15 protein-coding genes are annotated in these 21,002 nt (G+C 60.6%); 8 read left to right on the top strand and 7 right to left on the bottom strand.

Annotation, left to right across the window (positions count from 1 at the left end; genetic code table 11):
* The first annotated feature begins 26 nt into the window (after positions 1 to 26).
* Positions 27 to 1,997 carry an acyltransferase family protein gene (locus BM244_RS11360; RefSeq protein ID WP_093398950.1) on the top strand — a complete coding sequence of 657 codons (1,971 nt, stop codon included), beginning with the start codon at positions 27 to 29 and terminating at the stop codon, positions 1,995 to 1,997.
* A gap of 141 nt (positions 1,998 to 2,138) precedes the next feature.
* On the opposite strand, the gene BM244_RS11365 is transcribed toward BM244_RS11360, so the two are convergent.
* The 6 genes from BM244_RS11365 to BM244_RS11390 all read right to left on the bottom strand — a co-directional run bounded on the left by BM244_RS11365 (position 2,139) and on the right by BM244_RS11390 (position 8,921).
* On the bottom strand, positions 2,139 to 3,176 hold the full coding sequence (locus tag BM244_RS11365; protein ID WP_175518171.1) for a glycosyltransferase family 2 protein: 1,038 nt from the start codon (positions 3,174 to 3,176) through the stop codon (positions 2,139 to 2,141).
* Between the two features lie 10 nt (positions 3,177 to 3,186).
* Positions 3,187 to 4,572: an MATE family efflux transporter gene (locus BM244_RS11370; RefSeq protein WP_093398952.1), complete on the bottom strand. Its 1,386-nt coding sequence runs from the start codon at positions 4,570 to 4,572 to the stop codon at positions 3,187 to 3,189.
* 145 nt (positions 4,573 to 4,717) lie between these two features.
* On the bottom strand, positions 4,718 to 6,031 hold the full coding sequence (gene rfbH, locus BM244_RS11375; protein ID WP_093398953.1) for a lipopolysaccharide biosynthesis protein RfbH: 1,314 nt from the start codon (positions 6,029 to 6,031) through the stop codon (positions 4,718 to 4,720).
* 11 nt (positions 6,032 to 6,042) lie between these two features.
* Positions 6,043 to 7,158, bottom strand: a complete 1,116-nt coding sequence (rfbG, locus tag BM244_RS11380; protein WP_254784386.1) for a CDP-glucose 4,6-dehydratase — start codon at positions 7,156 to 7,158, stop codon at positions 6,043 to 6,045.
* A complete protein-coding gene (gene rfbF / locus BM244_RS11385) occupies positions 7,155 to 7,925 on the bottom strand; it encodes a glucose-1-phosphate cytidylyltransferase (protein ID WP_093398954.1) in 771 nt (256 codons plus the stop codon). The genes rfbG and rfbF overlap by 4 nt, the downstream gene beginning before the upstream one ends.
* Positions 7,926 to 7,934: 9 nt before the next feature.
* Positions 7,935 to 8,921 carry an FAD-binding oxidoreductase gene (locus tag BM244_RS11390; RefSeq protein ID WP_093398955.1) on the bottom strand — a complete coding sequence of 329 codons (987 nt, stop codon included), beginning with the start codon at positions 8,919 to 8,921 and terminating at the stop codon, positions 7,935 to 7,937.
* Positions 8,922 to 9,258: 337 nt separating this feature from the next.
* On the opposite strand from BM244_RS11390, the gene BM244_RS11395 reads away from it, so the two are divergent.
* Entirely contained in the window at positions 9,259 to 10,575 is a 1,317-nt protein-coding gene (locus BM244_RS11395; RefSeq protein ID WP_093398956.1) for a glycosyltransferase family 4 protein, read from the top strand.
* On the opposite strand, the gene BM244_RS22655 is transcribed toward BM244_RS11395, so the two are convergent.
* The gene (locus BM244_RS22655; RefSeq protein WP_175518172.1) at positions 10,459 to 12,069 is read right to left on the bottom strand and encodes a glycosyl hydrolase family 28-related protein; all 1,611 of its coding nucleotides are present in this window, start codon (positions 12,067 to 12,069) and stop codon (positions 10,459 to 10,461) included. The genes BM244_RS11395 and BM244_RS22655 overlap by 117 nt on opposite strands.
* A gap of 456 nt (positions 12,070 to 12,525) precedes the next feature.
* On the opposite strand from BM244_RS22655, the gene BM244_RS11400 reads away from it, so the two are divergent.
* From BM244_RS11400 to BM244_RS11425, 6 genes are all read left to right on the top strand, one after another.
* On the top strand, positions 12,526 to 13,869 hold the full coding sequence (locus BM244_RS11400) for an O-antigen ligase family protein (protein ID WP_175518173.1): 1,344 nt from the start codon (positions 12,526 to 12,528) through the stop codon (positions 13,867 to 13,869).
* Positions 13,870 to 13,957: 88 nt separating this feature from the next.
* Entirely contained in the window at positions 13,958 to 14,668 is a 711-nt protein-coding gene (locus BM244_RS11405) for a polysaccharide biosynthesis/export family protein (protein ID WP_175518174.1), read from the top strand.
* Positions 14,669 to 14,730: 62 nt separating this feature from the next.
* The gene (locus BM244_RS11410; protein ID WP_175518175.1) at positions 14,731 to 16,890 is read left to right on the top strand and encodes a GumC family protein; all 2,160 of its coding nucleotides are present in this window, start codon (positions 14,731 to 14,733) and stop codon (positions 16,888 to 16,890) included.
* The gene (locus BM244_RS22660) at positions 16,883 to 18,244 is read left to right on the top strand and encodes a hypothetical protein (protein ID WP_175518176.1); all 1,362 of its coding nucleotides are present in this window, start codon (positions 16,883 to 16,885) and stop codon (positions 18,242 to 18,244) included. Before BM244_RS11410 ends, BM244_RS22660 begins: the two co-directional genes overlap by 8 nt.
* Positions 18,245 to 18,256: 12 nt before the next feature.
* Entirely contained in the window at positions 18,257 to 19,618 is a 1,362-nt protein-coding gene (locus tag BM244_RS11420; protein WP_139226910.1) for a hypothetical protein, read from the top strand.
* Between the two features lie 8 nt (positions 19,619 to 19,626).
* Positions 19,627 to 20,751 carry a glycosyltransferase family 4 protein gene (locus tag BM244_RS11425; protein ID WP_093398962.1) on the top strand — a complete coding sequence of 375 codons (1,125 nt, stop codon included), beginning with the start codon at positions 19,627 to 19,629 and terminating at the stop codon, positions 20,749 to 20,751.
* The last annotated feature ends 251 nt before the right edge of the window (positions 20,752 to 21,002 follow it).

Below are 21,002 nucleotides of genomic sequence, written 5' to 3' on the forward strand. Positions count from 1 at the left end.
CCAGCAGGGGCCGTACAAGGTTCTTTATGAAATATCGTAGCGAAATCGATGGCTTACGCGCAATAGCAGTCATTCCGGTTATATTATTTCATTCCGGTTCTAATCTCTTCAAAGGCGGGTTTGTCGGAGTCGACATCTTTTTTGTCATATCTGGGTATCTCATCACCAGTATTATGGCCTATGATCTTGATAATAATAGATTTTCGATCATTAGGTTCTACGAGCGCAGGGCTCGACGGATATTACCCGCCTTATTCGTTGTAATACTGGTCTGCATTCCGTTTGCGTGGCTCCTTCTGATGCCTGGGGATCTGAAAGATTTTGCAAAAAGCATAATCGCCGTATGCCTCTTCGCATCGAACATATTCTTCTGGCGATCGAGCGGATATTTCGATGCGGAGACCGCCGGAAAACCTCTTCTCCACACATGGAGTTTGGCAGTTGAGGAGCAATATTATGTCTTGTTTCCAATTGCTTTGTTGGTTCTCTGGCGGTTTGGGCGGCGTCCCACGTTCTATCTGATCTTCTTTGTGGCGGCGCTCAGCCTGCTGCTGAGCGAATGGGGGTGGCGGCATCAACCAAGCGCGAATTTCTACCTTGCGCCGACTCGCGCGTGGGAGTTGCTTGTAGGGTCGATGAGTGCGCTCTGGCATTTTAATAAGCCACAACGATCGAACGGACCGCTGGCGGCTCTCGGACTCGCCATGATCGCCTTCGCGATATTCGCGTATGACGAGACCACGCCTTTTCCCTCCGTATATGCACTCGTGCCAGTCATTGGCACGGGTCTGATCTTGCTGTTCGCAGGTGCTGATACGCTGACCGGGAGATTGCTTTCGCTTCGCCCGTTCGTCTGGATCGGGCTGATCAGCTACAGCGCATATCTGTGGCATCAGCCGATCTTCGCTTTTGCCCGCCATTACCGGATGGGCCCTTTGCCAACCCCGGTGGGCTTGGCATTGTCGGCGCTGGCTATCGGGCTTGCGTATCTCTCTTATCGGTTCGTCGAGACGCCCTTTCGTCAGTCTAAAACCTTCGGCCGCAAACAGATCTTCGCGTTTTCGGCCGTGGGCTTGGCCGGGTTCGCTGCGGTCGGTGCTTCCGGCGTGACAACCAATGGCGGCATGTATCGCTTTTACGATACGCCGGAACGCGCGGTGTTTGCTAAGTTTTTCGAGAATGCGTCGCCGGGTTTGGCTTATGTCAAACGTGAGGAAATTCTTGCAAAGGTTCACTATGACTGCGATTCGTATGATCTGGCGTCGGATTTGAATGGTGCCCAGACCAACGTCGCCAAGCCGAGCATCCCCTCATCCTGCTTCGTACGCACCGGCCGGAAGGCTGTCCTGATATGGGGGGACAGCCACGCCATGGCCTTGCGCCCGGGCCTCACACGGAACCTGCCGGCCGATTGGCAGGTCCTTCAGGTCGCCAGCTCGGCGTGTCCCGCCGAGATTGTCGATGGCGGCGATCGTTCGAACTATTGCCGTTTCTCGAATGCCCTGGCGATGAAGACGGTCGTTGTGGCCAAACCCGATACGGTCATCGTCGCCCAGAAGGACGGGCATTCTCTGGATCGCATGTACGCCATCCGGCGCTATCTCGAGTCCGCCGGCGTAAGGAATGTCCTGTTCGTCGGACCCAGCCCGCATTGGCGTTATGATTTGCCCAACATCATTCTGCGCTCGGCGTGGGAAAACACGCCCCGCTATCTCAAGACCGGCCTGAATACCGACACCATAGAGCTGGACCGCAGCCTGAAGACGAACTTCAAGGCCGATCCCTATTCACGATACGTCAGCCTCATCGACCTGTTCTGCACGGCACGCGGATGCCTGTCGTATATCGGCGGGGACAAGCGGCTGGGGATAACGACGTACGACTATGGCCATCTCTCGCTGCCGGCGTCGAACCTGGTCTCGCGCAAGACACTGGTCGACAAGGTGATCCACGATCCCGGGGTGAACCCGTCACGCGCAAATCCGCAAGGGGGCTGAGACCGCGAGCGGGATCGGCCTTCGACCCGCCGGCCCGTCACCGACGGCGGGCGGGCACTGCGTTTTTCCCGAGCCCATATCGCGCAGCGGTTCGAAATCCTCGATAACGGGGATTTCGAACGTCGGCGCGAGCACGGCCGGTCAACGTTGGGGTTTGATGCCGCGTCGTCGTTCGAGGATCGGCTTGACGGTGCCCCGATAGGCGGTGCGCACACCCAACATCACGAACCGCGGCGTCACCGCGATCGGGAAGGTCTTGGTCCAGAACGTCGGATACCGCCAGTAATGCGTCAGCGACATCGGGATAGCCTGCTTCCAATAGGCGCCGCTCGCGCCCTTCACCTTCGCGTTGAGGAAGTGCGTACGGATGTAGAACGCGGACACCTTGGCCATCGCCTGCCGGTAGGCCGGGTTGGTTCGGCCCAGGGTCGCGCCGAAGGCCAAATCATAGCCCTCGATATCGAGGCGGGTACGCGCGAATTCGTCCTTGGCAAGGAAGGAATCGTTGCCGGTGCGGCAACCTACCAAGCGGTCCGGCACGCATATCCAGCGCGAGTCCTCGTCGAGCATCTTGGCGCAAAGATAGAGGTGTATGTAGCCGTGCATGTACGGCTCGACGGGCGCGCTGCGAATGGCGGCGCGCCAGCGCTCGCGGCAGACGACCAGGCTGCTGATGAATCCCATCCACGGACCGATGCTGGCGATGATCGCGTCGCGGCCTTCCAGCATCGTGTCGGTGGCGAATTCGGTCGAGATATGGTCGTTGACGAAAATCTGCCGGTCGAGGTTCGGGCTGTAGCCCTGCGATCCGACGCTCATCCCGGTCAGCGATGGATGTTCGCCCAGCGCCTTCCACACCCGCGACAAGCCGTCGGGCTCGAGAAAGTCGTCGCTCCCGAACAGCCAGCAATACTCTCCGGCCGCGATCTCGATCGCGTTCATCAGGTTGCGATCGAAGCCCTTGTTCTCCTCGAACCGGTGATAGGTGATGGGCAGCCCTGCCGCGACATAGCCCGCCACCACGTCGGACGTATCGTCGGTCGACGCATTGTCGCTGATCGCGATTTCGAACCCGTCACGATCGAAGCCGTCATCACCGATCTGCGCGGCGATGCTGTCGAGCAGTCGGCGCAGGGTATGCGCACGATTATAGGTAGGGATACAGATTGATAGACGCATACCGGGTCCTTCAGGTGAGCGCATCGCGGCGCGCGTGGAGCCAGCATCGCAGCGGTAACACCCAGACCGCGGTCAGCACGAAACAGCCGATCAGGCCACCAATCACGCCCGGCAGCCCGAACCAGCGCGCGCCGAGGATCTGCAGGCCGATGCTAAGCAACGACTGGATCGGGGCGACCAGCCACATCAGCAACAGGTCGTTCATGCTCTGGAGGACCATCGCGAACGTGTCGGTCCAGACGCGGATCATGATGTAGAAGGTCAGGAGGGCGATCACGATCATCGGGATCGGGGTGTTCAAGCCCGGCGCCAGCAGGCGTACGATCCACGGATTGACGATCGCGACCCCGACGCCGGCGACCAGCGTAAAAACCACGCCGAACGCGATGTACTTGTTCACGATGGTCCGAACGCTGTGCCAGTCGTGTCGTGCGATCGCCTCGCTGCACACCGGCCAGAGCGCCTGGAGCAGCGCGTTGTAGACGAAGAAGATCAGCAGGAACAACTTGGTGGCGACGCTGTAGATGACGATGTCGTGGACATCGAGCACCTGGACCATGATGATATAGTCGACCTGGAGCACGGCCGCGGCGAGCAGCCCCGACACCCAGAAGCGGAACGCGCGCGATAGCAGGGGGCGGACCAGCTCGCGGTGGAACCGATGATTGCGCCGCGCCCTCGCAACGGTCGCCGCCAGCGCGATCAGCGGCAGCACCGCAAGTGGCGCATAATAGAATGCCGTGGCAAGTGCGATCCGCGGCTCCGCATGGGTATGTTGCAGCGCCCATACCGAGGCCGTGCCGATCACCGTTCCAGCGGCAGGCACCAGGTTGGACAGATAGCCGCGATGCCGCGCGAACCAGATCCGGTACATTACCGTGCCGAGCGCCGTGCCGATCCCGGGAAATGCCACCGCATAGAAAGCCAGCGTGCGATCCGACGCTGACAGGAACCCGACTTCACCGAGGACCATGTGCGACAGCCACGGGCCGATCAGCAGGACGACCAGCCCCATGATGCAGACCGCCCCCAGCGATAGCAGCGCGCCGGTAAGGATCAGGTCCTCAGTGTCCTGGCCGGCCGCCCGGCGCTCGGAGATATGGTTCTGCAGGCTGATGCCGATGCAGAAGTCGCTCAGTAACAGCCAGCCGTTAAGGCTGGCGAGGACCGCGAACACGCCATAGCCGGCGGTGCCGAGCCCCTGGATCAAGATGCGCACGGCCACGAGCTGGGCGATCACCTGGATGCCGCGGCCGATCCAGCCCCCGCCGGCTACCAGCCAGATCGAGGGAACGCGGAATCCCCAAAGAGTGCTGTCAGCCCGCCCAGCGTCGGCGTGTGCGGTTTCGGCATCGCCCTCTTCGGCACCGCCAGCCTGCCGGTCGGCCTCGGTCACGCGGCGTTCCCTAGCGGCACTGTCGTGAGCAGGGAACAGGAATTCATCATCGGCATGCTGACAATCATACAATCAAATAGGTCTGGCCAGACATCGCTGGCCAGACCTAGGTGGCAACATTGGTAGTTCGTAGAACCGGGCCTTGTCAGAAGTTCAGGCCGAAGAATTCTTCGAGCTTCTCGCCGACATAGTCGAAATGCTCCTGGCCTAGGGCAGGGTAGAGGCCGAGCCAGAAGGTGCTGTTCATCACCCGATCGGTCTGCGTCAGGTCGCCGACGACGCGGTAGTTGACGTGCTCGAAATAGGGCTGGCGCGTCAGGTTGCCGGCGAACAACAGGCGTGTGCCGATCTTGTTCTGGTCGAGGAAGCGAGTCACGTCGACGCGCTTGGCATCGATACCCTCGCGCAGCATCAGCGGGAAGCCGAACCACGACGGATCCGAATTCGGCGTCGCCTCCGGCATGATGAAGATTTCCTCGAGGCTCTTCAGCCGCTCGGTGAGCAACCCAAAATTGCGCCGGCGGGCAGCAATGAAGCCCTCCGCACGATCGAGCTGTGCAAGGCCGCAGGCGGCCTGCATGTCGGTGATCTTCAGGTTGTAGCCAAGGTGCGAGTACACATACTTGTGGTCGTAGCCGAACGGGAGCGTGCCATGCTGCTGGCCGAAGCGCGAACCGCAGGTGTTGTCGCAGCCGGGTGCGCAATAGCAGTCGCGGCCCCAGTCGCGGATCGACTCGATCAGCGGGCGCAGTTCGGCCGACTTGGTGAACACCGCACCGCCTTCGCCCATCGTCATGTGATGCGCCGGGTAGAAGCTGAGCGTCGCGACGTCGCCCCAGGTGCCGACCAGCTTGCCGTCATAGGTCGCGCCGAGCGCGTCGCAGCAATCCTCGACCAGCCACAAGTCGTGCTCGTCGCAGATCCGGCGGACCTCGGCAAGGTTGAACGGGTTGCCAAGCGTGTGCGCGATCATGATGGCACCGGTCTTCTCGGTGATCGCCGCCTCGATCAGATTGACGTCGATGTTGTAGGTCGGGACTTCGACGTCGACGAACACCGGGACCAGACCGTGCTGGATCGACGGATTGACCGTTGTCGGGAAGCCCGCCGCGACTGTGATGACTTCGTCGCCAGGTTTCAGGCGACGATCGCCGAGCTTGTGGCTGGTCAGGCACGATAGCGCCAGCAGGTTGGCAGACGAACCCGAGGTGGTGGTCAGCAGGAACGGCGCACCGACCATCTTGGCAAGCTTCGCCTCGAATTCGGTGTTGAAGCGGCCCGTGGTCAGCCATCCGTCGAGCGACGCCTCGACCATCATCTCGATTTCGGGGGCACCGATCACCTTGCCCGCGGGCGGGATTACGGATTCACCCGGCACGAACGGCTTGGGCGCGAATTGCTGCTCGGCATATTGGCCAACCAGAGTGCGGATCTGCTTGCGAAGTTCGTCAGCGGTCATTGAAATAGGTCCTATGCGGAAATGGTGTGGCTGGCGCCGGCGAAGCGCTCCAGCTCTTCAAGCGAATACGTGTGCATATCGGCTCCCGACATCCAGGCGCGATGCCAGGCGACGATCCGGTCGAGTGCTTGTAGTAACGACCAGCGCGGTTGCCAGTCGAGGCCGAAACGGGCCTTGGAGATGTCGAGCTTGAGGTAATTGGCCTCGTGCGGCTGCACCGATTCATCACGGGTCCAGTCGGCGCCATCGCCCCAGCGTGCGCACATGCGTTCGACGATCCACTGCACCGGCTGCGCGTCCTCGTCGCGCGGACCAAAGTTCCACGCCTGGGCAGCGGTGGGATCGGTCCACAACGCTTGGCACAGCACAAGATAGCCGGACACCGGCTCCAGCACGTGCTGCCACGGCCGGGTCGCGAGCGGATTGCGGATCAGCACCGGATCGCCGTCGGCGACCGCGCGTAGGATATCCGGGATCAGGCGATCGGCCGCCCAGTCGCCGCCACCGATGACGTTGCCGGCGCGGCCCGAGGCGAGCGCGGGCTGGCCGTCGCCGGTGAAGAACGACCGGCGATAGGCCGACGTCACCAGTTCTGAACAGCCCTTCGAGTTGCTGTACGGATCATGGCCGCCCATCGCCTCGTCTTCGCGGTAGCCCCAGACCCATTCGCGGTTCTCGTAGCATTTGTCGGTCGTGACCACGCAGACGGCGCGAACTGACGGTGCCTTACGGACCGCTTCGAGCAGGTGGACGGTGCCCATGACGTTGGTCGCATAAGTGCCGACCGGGTCGTCGTAGGAGGCGCGCACCAGTGGCTGTGCCGCCATGTGGATGACGACCTCCGGATCGGCCGCGACCAGCGCTGCCTCCAGTGCTTCGCGGTCGCGAATGTCGCCGATGATCGACGTCATCCCGGTTGCGACGCCGGCGACCTCGAACAGCGCGGGGCTGGTCGGCGGGGCAAGGGCGAAGCCGGTCAGCTCCGCCCCCATCTGCTGGAGCCAGAGCGACATCCAGCTTCCCTTGAACCCGGTATGGCCGGTCAGGAAGACGCGCTTGCCCGCCCAGAAGGCGGGGTCGACGCTGCCCTTGGTCGCGATCGGCGCAGTCATGGCGGCGTCAGTCACCATATCCGCCACGGCGCCTTGCCGCCCTGCCACAGGCTTTCGAGATACTGCTTGTCACGCAACGTATCCATCGGCTGCCAGAAGCCGTGATGCTCGTACGCCATGAGCTCACCGTCGGTGGCCAGCGTGCGCAGCGGTTCCTGCTCCCACGTGGTGGAATCGCCCTCGAGATAATCGAGCACCTTGGGCGACAGTACGAAATAGCCACCATTGATCATGCCGCCATCGCCTTGGGGCTTTTCGAGGAACTCGGTGATTTGGCCGTCTTCGATCTGCAACGCACCGAAGCGACCGGGCGGATAGGTGGCGGTCAGCGTCGCCGCCTTGCCGTGGCTGCGATGGAATTCGATCGACTTGGTGATATCGATGTCGGCAACACCGTCGCCGTAGGTGAAGAAGAAGAATTCCTCGTCCTTCACATGTTCGGCGACGCGCTTGAGGCGCCCGCCGGTCATGGAGTCGTCGCCGGTGTCGATCAGCGTGACCTTCCACGGCTCGGCGCGCTTCTCGTGGACGATCATCTCGTTCGCCTTCATGTCGAAGGTGACGTCGGACATGTGCAGGAAGTAGTTCGCGAAATACTCCTTAATCACATAGCCCTTGTAGCCGCAGCAAATGATGAACTCAGTTACGCCGTGCGCGGCATAGATCTTCATGATGTGCCACAGGATCGGGCGACCGCCAATTTCGATCATCGGTTTGGGGCGCAGACTGGTCTCTTCGGCGAAACGCGTGCCGAGACCACCGGCTAAAATGACTGCCTTCATTGTCCTACCTCAATTCGAGCTGACAAATGCGTCGGAGAAGAAGCGCTTGGCCGGAAGACCCAGCGCCAGAATTGCCTCTCGTGCAGATGTGATCATGGCGTTCGAGCCACATGCATAGACGACCGTGTCGTCGGGATCGATCCCCTGGCGGATCGCTGCGTCGTGAACATACCCCCGCGCGGCGCTCCAATTGGCATTGGTGCCCGATAGCAAGTGGTGGACGCCGACGTCGAGACCCAATCCGACCGGGTCCCAGCAAAAACTCTCGGCTTCCCGGTTGCCCCAGAAGACGGTGAGCCGGTGCTTGGCGGCGCGGTCGGGATTTGCGGCCAGTTCCTCGAGCAGCGCCTTGACGGGGGCAATGCCGGTGCCGGTTGCTAAAAACACGATATTGGTCGGTCCTTCCTCGCGCAGGAAAAAAGTCCCGAACGGCCCCTCGATCCGCAGAAGGTCGTTGGCCTTGGCGCGCTCGAACCAATATTCGCTGAGCGTGCCGCCCTTGTAGCGCTTGATGATGAGTTCGAGCAGGCCGTCGGCGCGTGGAGCATTGGCGAGCGAATAGCTGCGGCGCACGCCCTCGGCGATGACGTCGACATACTGTCCGGGCAGGAACCGCATTGGGGAGGTGGGCGGCGTCTTCAGCACGACCTTGACGATGTCGAGCGCGAGGCGTTCTATCGACACGATTCGGCTGGCCATCGTCTTGATCTCGAGCCCGGCAAGGCGATCAAGCGGTTCGATGTCGAGCGTGACGTTGCTAGTCGCCGACCGGCAGCAGGTGAGAATCAGCCCCTCGGCCGCTTCGGCGGGCGTCAGGCTTTCCTCGTGACGCAGGATCTCGGTGGTGCCGGCGAGAACCGGCGCTTTGCAGATCCCGCAGCGACCGGTGCGACAGCTATATTCAAGGACGATCCCCTGAGTCCGTGCGGCGTCGAGGATCGACACTGTCGGATCCGCATCGAACGAACGATGGGTGTTGAGCGTGACGGTATTCATAGCGACGCGCCTGATAAGCGATTGTTACACACAGTCCAGCGCTTAGCCGCGGCTGGGCTCTTGTCCTAGGCCCCTCTGGTTGGGCAAAGGCGCGCAATCCGGGGTCATATGTTCCGATTCGGAACGTTCGATGGGCAAGGGAGTTTATGCCTGACTTTATAATTCCGCATGACCCGCATAAAGCTGAGCTTTTTACCGCCAAGCGATGGCAGGCCCATCCATTCAGTCAATATCCCGTTCAGGCGCAATTTGCATACCCCTTGGGCGGAAGGGGGCGGAGAGTCGATCACGCCGCACAGGTGGATCGGCCTCATCCGCGTCATTGGATTTTTCGAGTATGAAGATTGCAATAGTTCACGACTGGCTGACGCTGAAAGGCGGGGCCGAAGCGTGTCTGGAAGAGTTCCTCGACCTCTATCCGCAAGCCGACCTGTTCTGCGTGGTCGATTTCCTGCCTGAAGATGAACGCGCTTTTCTAAAGGGACGTCGCGTTACCACCAGCTTCATCCAGCGCCTGCCATGGGCGTCGAAGCGATATCGATCGTACCTGCCGTTCATGCCACTCGCGATCGAGCAACTCGACGTCACTGGCTATGATCTGGTCATCAGCGCGTCCGCGGCCGTGGCGAAGGGCGTCATCACCGGTCCTGACCAAGTGCATATTTCGTATATCCACAGCCCGATTCGCTATGCCTGGGATCTCCAGCATCAGTATCTCGGGGAAGCAGGCCTCACCAAGGGTGTGAAGAGTGCGCTGGCCCGTCTGATTCTGCATTACATCAGGATGTGGGACACCCGGACCTCTAACGGGGTTGACGACATGATCGCCAATTCGGCCTTCGTCGCGCGCCGCATCCGCAAAGCTTATGGTAGGAAAGCCACGGTGATCCATCCACCGGTAAATCTGGACCGGTTCAATATGGGCGCCGCTAAGGAAGACTTTTACATCACCGTATCGCGTATGGTGCCTTACAAGCGCATTCCGCTGATCGTCGAAGCGTTCGCTAAGATGCCTCATCGTCGCTTGATCGTGATTGGCGACGGGCCAGAAATGGCTGCCGTGCAGGCTGTCCATGCCCCCAACGTCATGATTATGGGCCGGCAGTCGGACGAGGTTGTCGTTTCGCATCTTCAGCGGGCCAAGGCGTTCCTGTTCGCGGCTGAAGAGGATTTCGGCATCGCGCCGCTGGAGGCACAGGCGTGCGGCACCCCGGTCATCGCCTTAAGCAAGGGCGGCGCGCGGGAAACCATCCGTGGTCGCGACGGCGAAGGGCAGACCGGCGTGTTCTTCAGCGAGCAGAGCACGGACTCGATCGTCGCGGCGGTCGAACATTTCGAACGCCGACAGCAGGATATCACGCCTGAGGCGTGCCGCGCTAATGCCACACGCTTTTCTACCGAACGGTTTCGTCGGGAATTTAGTGCGTTTGTCGACCGCGCCATGGAGCGCAGTAGCAACGAACTGTCTCGGTCGGACAGTGTGTCTGACCGGTCCCACGCCGATGCCGTGCTAGAAAAACCTTATTCGGACGAGGCCTCAGATCGTGTCGCCCCACAGACCTCGGAACAGAAAGCCAGCTTGGTGCGCCTGCACCAAGTCGATAACCATGACGAAGTGCGTCGCCCAACTCGGAGCGGTACGATTGGTGCGTGATGCCAAGGGAGCGACCGCGACGAAACGATCAGTTGGCGGCGTAATCGGAAAAGTCCCGATGTCCTGAACACGGGTCATGACCGGCACCCGATTGGCGTCGTATCCGTCGATACGTACCCACCGTGAGATAGTCAGTACGGTACCGTCGGTGCCCGGGTGCCGCGCGTCGCGGCGTACTTGGAAGCCGGCGAGCACCTGATCTCCGTTGTGCACCGGGAGAGCAATCAAGACGAAGGCTGCCGCTGCTGTCGTGCCATAGGCCTTGGTCGCGATCATCGCACCGGGCTGGCGCGTCAGGCGGAGATTGTCGCCTTCTCCGCCGACACGCGACCGGATCGGCATCACCGTGTCGGTGATCCGCCAGATCGGATCCTGCCAGTCAGGCGCTGTGAAATCCGGATCGGCCAGCATGGTTTGGCTCTCGTGCAACCGCATCGGCATCGTGCCGAGATCGAATCCGGTGCTGTGTTCCATGCTGAACCTGCCGGCACCCGCTGCCCAGACGGAGGGACGCGCCGGGTCCCCATGCTCGACATCGACCTGATGGATGACCATGCCGACCAGTGCCACGTCCGCGCCAGCGCCTACCTCCAGAACGTACCGCCCGACAATGGGCTTGCCGGTATTCAACAACCACCCGCCGTTCAGCCGTACCAGCGCACCGTTGCCGGAGCAGCTGATGACGGGGGATGTCCATAGCTTGCTCTCGTGGTGGCAGTCGGTCGCGGTCACCACGCCAGCGCTCACGGCATAGAGCTTTTGGGTATAGTCGATCGAACAGCCGATCAGTTGTAGCGAACCTGATGGCTGCGCCATGCGTACCGCAACCGTCGAATTGTACAGCGAGCAGCCAAAGAAACTGTTGCGTTCACCATTGTCGGCGAGGAGCGGCCAGTCGACGCACTGCGCGCACTCGAAAACCTCACAGTGCGTAAAGACACTGTTGTAGCCACGATTGCCAAAACGGATGCCGGTGCCGCATTTGGATATCGCCATGTTCTCGACGAGCAACTGCGCCGAGGTGCCAACCGCATCCGCGTCAAAATCTAACCCGATACTGTCGGTATCCATTCCACCGCCTCGCAAATGGATGGCGCCTGAGATCATGCCCTTGGGGCCATAGTTGTTGGCCGCCCCGCTTCGCGCAACCGAGCTGGCGATGACGTGCAGGCAGCGGCCATTGATACCCGTGAAGTCGAGCAACGCCTGTCCCCATAAAGACACTCGCGATGCATCAAGCGTGATGGTCGAACGGCAGCGATAGGCGATCAAGGGTTGGAGGTGCACAATGCCGCCATTGGCGCGTGCCGCGATCGCAGTGATTGCACGCTGGATCGCGGGGGCATCGTCGGTAATGCCGTCCCCTTTCGCACCGTATTGTTCAGGGGTGACGCTGGCATTGTCTGCGGCACCGGTACTTGCGAGCGGCAGCATGTCGTCGGCGCGGGCGGTGGATCCGACCATCAACGGGGCAGACGTCAACGCGGCGAGCAACGATCGTCGTGATGTGGGAAGGGGAGGGAGAATAGCGAAGTCCTTGTTTCGCAATGAAATCCGTGGCCGTGATTAAGCCATCAGACAAATAGCCGCCAGCGAGATGACAGTCGGCTGAACGACGAACGCCACGATGGTGCCGTGGGCGGGCCTGTTGCTTACTACGGTCTTCGCAATGCGCCTGTCCTGAAGGGGGAGAAAGGGCCGGCTCTGCGATTGATCGTGCAACGTGCCCCGTCCAGCGCAGCTCGCACCCGGCAAGGGTCTGTTCTTCGGTGCGACTTCGGCATAAGCGGGGTCGCAGCCTGATCGACCAAGCATATGGACTGAAATATGAATGCAACCTACCGAGGACGTGGCGTATCCGCGCGTTCGGATCGTAGCCGTTCTGCCGGTAGGTCCCGCGGTTGGCGCCCGCCGTTTACCAGCGACACGCCTCTGAAAGAACGTCGGTGCTTGATAGCTACCGGCGGGTATTTTGCAGTGCTGGCTCTGTTCGGCGGTGGGCTCGCCGGCTGGACGCCAGGCTATATGCTGATCTTCGTTGCGATCATCGCCGCGACGGTCGCATTGGCGTGGCGCGACGGATTTCGCGTGCTCGATGAGACGCCGCCCCTGGCCAAGATCGCACTGATCTGCATCGCGGTTCTGCCACTGCTGCAATTGATCCCCTTGCCGCCCGGCTGGTGGCAGGCGCTGCCGGGGCAGGCGCTGCGTCAGCAGGTACTGGCGCTGGCGGGACTGGGGAACAGCTGGCAGCCGTTGTCGACCGAACCCGTCGGGACGGCGATATCGGGCATACTCACGGTCGGTTTCGTGACGCTGGTCGCGTTGCTGATGCGGTTGACCGACAAGGATTTCCGCAGCGTCCTATTCCTGGCGTTCGGTCTCGTGGTCTTCGGCATCCTGGTGGGAATGGTGCAGGTCGTCACGGACGGTCAGTTTCCCAATCCACATGGCATCAGCATGGGGCCGACGCTTCAGGGCTTTTATGCCAACAAGAACCATATGGCGCTAATCCTCGCGACCACGATCCTGCTGGCGGGCTTCGTGGTGATACCGCGGGTCTTCGACCTGCAGCGCCGCCTGTGGGTGAACCTGGGCTATATCGCGTTCGTGCTGGTGTGCATCGTGTCGACCAACAGCCGCGCTGGTCTGGCGCTTGGCGGGATCGCAGCGTTGATCGTCTTGCACGACCAGACGCGAAGGATCAGCTGGCGCTACAAGATCGGGGGGCTGGTCGTGCTCGCGCTGCTGTCCGGCCTGATCTTGTCGACCGCCGCGTTCGAACTGGTCTCGGGTCGGTTCGAGGATGTCGACAGCGATCTGCGCTGGCGAATCGCGACATGGTCGTGGCCTCTCGCGGAGCGCTATTGGGTGTCGGGCAGCGGCGCTGGTTCGTTCGCGACGCTGTTCGCGGCGAACGAACAGCTCGCTTGGGTCAAACCCACCTTCGTCAATCATGCCCATAACGAATATCTGCAACTCGTGATCGAATTTGGCGTAGCCGGGATCGCGGTGCTCGCAGTATTTCTCGCATCGCTGATCGCGCCGCTGATGCTGTGGTGGCAGCTGCCGCGCAGCGCCCGGGAGCGTGCGACGATGACGCTCGGCTTCGCCATGATCCTCCTGTTCGCGCTGCACAGTGTCGTGGATTATCCCCTGCGCCGCCCTGCGGGATGGGCGTTCTTTGCATTGGGACTGGTCGCGGTCTATCGCGGGTATCGCATGAGTGCGGTGGGCGGTGGTTCGGCCGGTTCTACGGACCAACCAATGGACCGACAGGTCGAAACGGCTTGATGGAGGATCGTGGCTGCTGCTACGGCAGCCCAGCTTCTGATTATTGTATCTTCAGACTATCGTTTCTACTTTGGTGAAGGGTGTGCGTGTGCGCCTCAAGATCTTATCGACCTGGGCGCTGTCTGCCGGAGCGGCTGCATGTGTGGCTGGATGTGCGGGCGGCTCCAATGTGCCGGTCGGCCAGACCCAGTTGCCGCCGGCCCCGCTGACCCGACCCGTTCCGGTCACGCTCAATGAGTATCTGCTCGGGCCACTCGACACGATCGGTGTCAACGTGTTCAACGAACCGTCGCTCAGCGTCACCGAAGCAGGCGTATCGCTTAGCGGCAAGGTGTCCCTGCCGCTCCTCGGTGAGCTTCCGGTGGCTGGCCGTTCCACTAGCGAAGTCGCCGCGATGATTACGTCTGCGCTCAACGCCAGGTATCTGCGCAATGCCCGCGTGGCGGTATCGGTCGAGCGCGCGGCCAACTTCACAGTGACCATCGATGGCGAAGTGAAAAAGCCGGGCGTCTACCAAATTCCCGGCGCGCGCCTGACCCTGCTGCAGGCGGTAGCGCTTGGCGAAGGCGTAACCGACCTTGCCAAGCTGAACGAAGTGCTGGTCATCCGTGAGATCGACGGCAAGCGCTATGCTGCGCGCTTCGATCTGGCCCAGATCCGTGCGGCGCAGATGGCCGACCCCCAGATCCAGCAGTCCGATATCGTCGTCGTCGGCTATTCGCGCGCTGCTGCCCTGACCCGTGTGCTCATCGCGGCGCTGCCGAGTGCGGCGGCCATCTTTGTGGGTCTGTCCAATTGAACGAGGCGTCTCGCAATATGCAGTTTCCGTTTGCCGGTCCCGGTACGCCGACCGAACCGACCATGACCTCAGCTACCACGCCGACGATCGAGGCCGATCGGAGCACTGGGACGCTGCGTGAGATCTGGGCTGCCGTTTATCGGTCGCGCTACTGGATTGCCGGCATCTTCGCGGTGTGTATCGTCCTGGCGATCGCGGTCGCTTTGCTGTCGACGCGCCTTTATCAGGCGTCCGCGTCGATAGAGGTCCGTCAGGAAGCCGAGAAGGTTCTGGGCACCGAGCAGGACCGAGAGGATTCGAGTTCGCGCGCGGATGCGGAGCGCTTCCTGCAAACCCAGCTGGACATCATTCGCAGCCGCGGCGTTGCCGAGGCGGTCGCCGAAAGCGAAGGGCTGTTCCGTGGGGAGGCGTTTCTTAACACGATGCGTGTCCCCGATGCTGACGTGCAGGTGCCGCTCGGTATGTCGCCGCGCGACGCGCAACGTGCGCGCGTCATCAAGGCCCTGCGGGACAATATGCAGGTGCGCTATACCGGCACGACCCGGATCGCGACGATCTCGTTCACCAGCCCGGATCCGCGGCTGTCGGCACGGATCGCCAATGCCTATGCGACCTCGTACATCCGCAACAATCTGGCGCGCAAGGCGGGCAGCTCGGTCTATGCGCTCGACTTCCTGCGTGACCAGCTGCGCGAGGCGCAGGCGCGTCTTGCCAAGTCAGAGCAGGACGTCGTTGAATATGCGCGTCGTACGCGTATCGTCGATGCCGGCAATGCCGCAGGCAATGCCGCAACGTCCGACGCGAGTGCGCGGCCCCAGTCGCTGATCACCGCACAGCTCGTCGCCTTGAACCAGGCATATTCGACCGCGATCGCCGACCGCATCGCCGCCGAGCAGAAGTGGGCGAACGTTTCGCGTCTACCATTGCTCAGCGTGCCGGACGTGCTGGCGAACAGCGCGATCCAGCCGCTGATCGAACGCCGCGCGCAAATCCAGGCACAGTATCAGCAGCAACTGACGACGCGTCGCGCGGACTACCCTGCGGTGGCCGAGACGGCTGCGCAGGTTAAGGAACTCAACCGCCAGATTACGACGCTGGCACGGGGGATTCGCGACGGCATCAAGAATCAGTTCGACGTCGCGTCGTCGCGCGAGCGTTCGCTGGTCAGCGAGATCGACAGCCTCAAGAACAGCACGCTGTCGGAGCAGAAGCAGGGGATCGAGCTTTCGATTCTGCGTCGCGAGGCCGATACCAACCGTCAGCAATATGAAGCGCTGCTGCGGCGTTACAACTCACTCAACGCAGAATCAGGCATACAGACCAATAACCTGTCGTCGGTCGACCAGGCGCAGGTACCCGAGCGTCCGTCCTGGCCGAAATTGCCGTTGAACATCGCCCTAGCTCTAATCTTAGGGATGCTTCTTTCGGCACTCTTCGTCTTCCTCCACGAGCAATTGTTCAGCCGCGTACGGACGCCTGACGAAGTGCGTGCTGCCGCGCATCTGTCGATCCTTGGTGTTGTGCCGTCGAGCGACAATCCTGAGGATGAACTGGCCGATCCGAAGTCGTTCCAAAGTGAAGCCTACAGTTCTGTTCGGACCGGCCTTTCGCTGACCAAGGGCGGCGTGCCACAGGTCATGATGGTGACCAGCACGCAACAGGGTGAGGGCAAATCAACCGCCTGCCACGCTTTGGCACTCAGCTTTGCCCGCCTCGGCAAGCGTGTTCTCATCGTTGATATCGATCTGCGACGCCCCAACGTCCACCGTCTATTCAACGTCGCGAACAAGCAGGGCTTCAGCAACGTGCTGGCAGGCCAGTTGGCGATCGGCGATGCAATTCAGCCAAGCGGCGTTGACGGGCTCGATATGGTTGTCGCAGGTGATATCCCACCGAACCCGGCTGAGTTGATCGGTAGCCCGCAACTCCCCGTACTGCTCACGGAGTTGCGCAAGCGCTACGACGTGATCCTGTTCGATTCCGCCCCGGTGATGGGTCTTGCCGACGCGGTCGTCCTGTCGAGCGAAGTCGATGTGACAGTGTTTGTCATCGAGTCCGGACGCAATCCGGCCCGCACCATTCAGGTCGCTCTCGCACGTCTTGCGCAAGGTGGCGGCACCATCATTGGCGCGGTGCTCCTGAAGTTTGATCCGGGCCGGTTCGGTTACGGCTATGGTACCGAATATGGCTATCAATATGACTATGCCCCACGGAATGATTGAACCGTCGCGTCTGCGGCGGAGTGTGGCGAGCGTACTGGCGGCAGCGGTACTGCTGCCAGTCGTTGCTTATCTCGCGAATGCGTCCAGCGCGGTCATGATCGTTCGCGGTGAACGTGACGGCGCATTGCTTGCAGCGCCCGTACCTGCGACCGGCCTGTCAGCTCTTCCGGCGCCGACTGGTAAAGCGGGGTATAATTCGGCATCGACTGACCCGGTATCCGTTGCCAAGCCACAACTGACGACGATCTCTGACACGGTGATGCGGCGGGCCATCGTTGCTCGGCCTCTCGACCAAGGGCTAGTCAACGTTGCGATGGTCCGAGACATCCAGGGGCATGCGGCAAGACAGGTTGACGGACGAAATACGGGGCAAGTTGGGGGGCATGTTGTCGTTCAGGGGCCCACAGTAAACGGGCGAGCAACCCCAGGCTATACGGTTCCGGCGCTGAACGACGCACGACTGACCAGATGGATGCCAGTCGTCGGGCGATTGGGCTGGCGCGATACTCCAGCGCAGTTAAACCGCCTGTATGTCGCCGCTGCGGCTGGCAATATTGCGACGATACTTGACGTTAGCGAAGCGTTGCTCCGCCGCCAGCAGCTTATGGAGCGTATTACGCCCGTGCTCGCCATCGTTGAGACTGATCCAAAGATCGGCGCTGATCTGGTCAGGCGACTGCAGAGCAGGCCGGCGTGGCGTGCAGCGTATCTCGAAACGACCGATACTCTGCTTCGGCGTGACCAACTCGTTGCCCGCTACGGTATTTTGCGGGAATTAATGCGGCGGGGCGATCATTTGAGCAAGTCGGAGCTAACGGCTAACGTGATTGCTCTTGATCGGGGAAAATTGCCAGATCTCGGGTTTAGTTTATGGAAAACGGTGCATCGGGATGTCGGCGTTCCTTTGAACGACCCGTATTTCCAACGCGCTGCAGCGAACTCGGCTGAGGCCGCAACAACGGTGCCTTACGACTGGCAGCTGCTGACCGGTGAAGGGTTCAGCACCGATGCGTTCGTCGATAATGGCCGTAGTGCGCTAGAGATCAAGTGGAACGGGCGCGGCGTGCCAGTTTTCGTACGACAGCGTACGTCTGCCATCGCCGGTCGCCGCTACGTCCTCGAAATATCTGTGGACCGTGAGAATATCCCCAATCTGTCGGCAGCCCAGTTTCGTTTGATGTGCGACGATGCTGCGATACTCTTGCGGCAGGAGGGGGGCGTTCCCACACGGCTTGTGACCGTCCAGCCCTTGCCGTGCGCTTATCCTGTCCTTGAGATCGTTGGCGATGTCCAATCCTCTTCGGTCCCGCGCACGTTGCTGCTGCATTCCCTGCACATGCGCCCCGCGGCGTAGGCGGGCAGACGTATGGCGACGCGCATGAATCTAGGCTTTGACGCCACACCCGGGCAACCGGCGTCGGTTAGGAACTCCACGCTTTCCCCTTATGCGTGGAATGGCACCAATCTCGTGCACACGCTGTATTTCAAGCTTTTGCTTCTCCTAGCGCCGATCCAGAGCATTCTGCTCACGCCAGTGCAGGGGTCCACCCCGGCGTTCCTGTTGATTTTGGGTGCAGCGGCATTTTTGCTTCGGGGTGAAGTGCGCTACGGGCGTGTCCTGATGTTCATCGTCGGCTTCTGGCTAATTTACATTCTCTATATGGCCTGTAGCCTTTCAGGCTATCTGATAGATGAACCTGATTTCAGTACTGTTACGACAATCCGCGAGGTGTTCATCTACGGCATATTGCGCCAGACGCAGTTCACGCAAGGGTTATATCTGTTTGCCGCAATGCTGTTTTGTTTTTTGGTTTACTCTTATTTTCAAGAAGCATTTGTAAAGTTCGCATATTTTGGCATTATATTGCTGGCTCTGTACGGCTTTTATGAATTTGTATTCTATGCCATTTTCCATACGAACGGTGACATACTGTCGAACCGTAACTTTGGTGATTTGGATACCGCCGCCGCTGGTGCAGGCGAGGGGGATTCTGTCACTGGTAGCGTGATTCAGGGGTCGAATCTCTTTGGCGCGGGCTTCATGCGTCTGAAAAGCCTTGTCGGTGAACCATCAATGTATGCGCTGAGCGTAACCCCGTTCGCGGTTTACGCCTATGCACGACGATGGTGGCTATTGTTCGGCTTGCTTGCAGTTTCCCTTGTGCTGTCGACGTCAAGCACAGCCGTAATCGGCCTGCTCGTTGGTCTAGCCTATGCCGAAATACGTCAGCGACAGGAATTTATTCTTTATATTGCAGCGGCGGTCTTCGTCGGCGTGCTACTCTACATGACGTCTGATTCGGTCAATCAAGCGCTCAATGCCTTGTTGTTCGATAAGCTGGACACGCTTTCTGGAACCGAACGCTTGACGTCGTTCGTGAACAACGTCTCGCTTGCGTTCGACGGCAACGTCGTGCGCGCGCTGTTCGGTGTAGGGTTCGGTACCGTGCGTTCGACCGACATGTTTTCCAACCTGCTGGCCAATGTCGGCATCATTGGCTTGCTGGCGTACTCTGCTCTGCTTTTAGCCCCCTGTTTCATGTTGCGGACGGCACCGGACCGAGGTGCGATCGCTGCGACCTTGATCTCCCTGTACGTGATGGAAATGGTGACGGTCTCCGAATTCTCCTATCTGCCACCTTGGTTCATGATTGCATTGGCCTACGTCCGCGTTCGCGAGCAGGCTCACCCGACGCTAACGAATGCGACCGGCATGGCAGAGGCGTAAGGAGTAAGATGCTTTTCAAACTCGCGCTTAACGGGCGTTTCCTGGGGCGCCCTGTCACCGGTGTCGAAAGACTGGCGATCGAACTCGCCGATGCCATCGATAACCGCGTGGTAGAGGTCGGTGGTGATACGCTGCCGTCTGGTAGCGCGTTCGAAATTCTCGCACCATCGCCAGACCTCGCGGCGATCACCGCTGCCGCCTCGATACGCTTTCCCCGAAACCCCGTGCAGGCGATTGGCCGGCTCAACGGACATGCTTGGGAGCAGCGCGAATTATCACAGGCGCGGCCGGATGCATGGTTGCTCAACCTGTGTAACACCGCGCCGATACTGCGGCGACGCCAAGCGGTTGTGATCTGCGACGCGCAGTTCATTCTCCACCCGGAATCCTATTCGCGAGCATTCCGCTGGTGGTATCGTTTTGCGCTGTCGATTGCCAGTCGTCGTGCTGCAGCGTTATTCACCATTTCTGAGTTCTCCAAGGAGCAACTGGAGCAGTTCGGCGTATTTCCCAAGAACAAGGCGCAGGTGTTGCGCCTCGGAATCGATCACCTTGATAAAGTCGCGGCCGATGACGAAGTCGTCGTGAGGCATGGTCTCGTTCGGCCGTATGTTCTCGCGATCGGGTCCCTCGCGCGTCACAAGAACCTGCGGATGCTAGTCGACGCCTTCTGCGATGAGCGGCCTGACGGTATCGATTTGGTGATCGCCGGGGGTGGCAACGCGCGGGTGTTCGGTGACGCCGGTTTGCGCAAGGGTGAGAATATTCGGTATCTGGGTCGAGTTAACGACGGCGAGCTTAAGGCGCTGTACGCGCACGCTATGGCCTTTGCCTGCCCCTCTCTATCCGAAGGATTCGGGCTTACTCCCCTGGAAGCGATGCGTCTGGGTTGCCCCGTCATTGCAACCACTGGTGGTGCCGTGCCGGAAATCTGTGGGGATGCGGTACTTTATGCAGACCCGGCTGATCAATCAGCATGGCGCGCCGCGTTGGCGAAGATCGTCAGCGATGCAGGTCTTCGCCAAAGTTTACGGGACCAGGGCCTTGAGCGAGCAGCCAGCTATACTTGGCGCGGGGCGGCCATCCAGATGCTTGAAGTCATCTCGGAACTCGACGCTGCGGGGCAGGGGTGATCGCGCGCACCTTGGTTGGCTCGATACCTTTATTGGGCCAACCAATGCTTCAAAGGTGACATGGTGCTTGATTCGCTATGCGCCATATTGCCGGTTCACATGGTCGCGGGCGAGAATAAAACCATCGGCCGCTTGAAGTGCATTACTTTACTGTAATGAATGATGCTGGTCCGTAGTGGCGCATTTGTGGCCCTTTGAACATATGTCATAGGCGATGTTGATTGGCATCGTCGCAACGAGAATGTTCGGAC

It is taken from the genome of Sphingomonas sp. OK281 (assembly GCF_900115295.1).
GTDB lineage: Bacteria > Pseudomonadota > Alphaproteobacteria > Sphingomonadales > Sphingomonadaceae > Sphingomonas.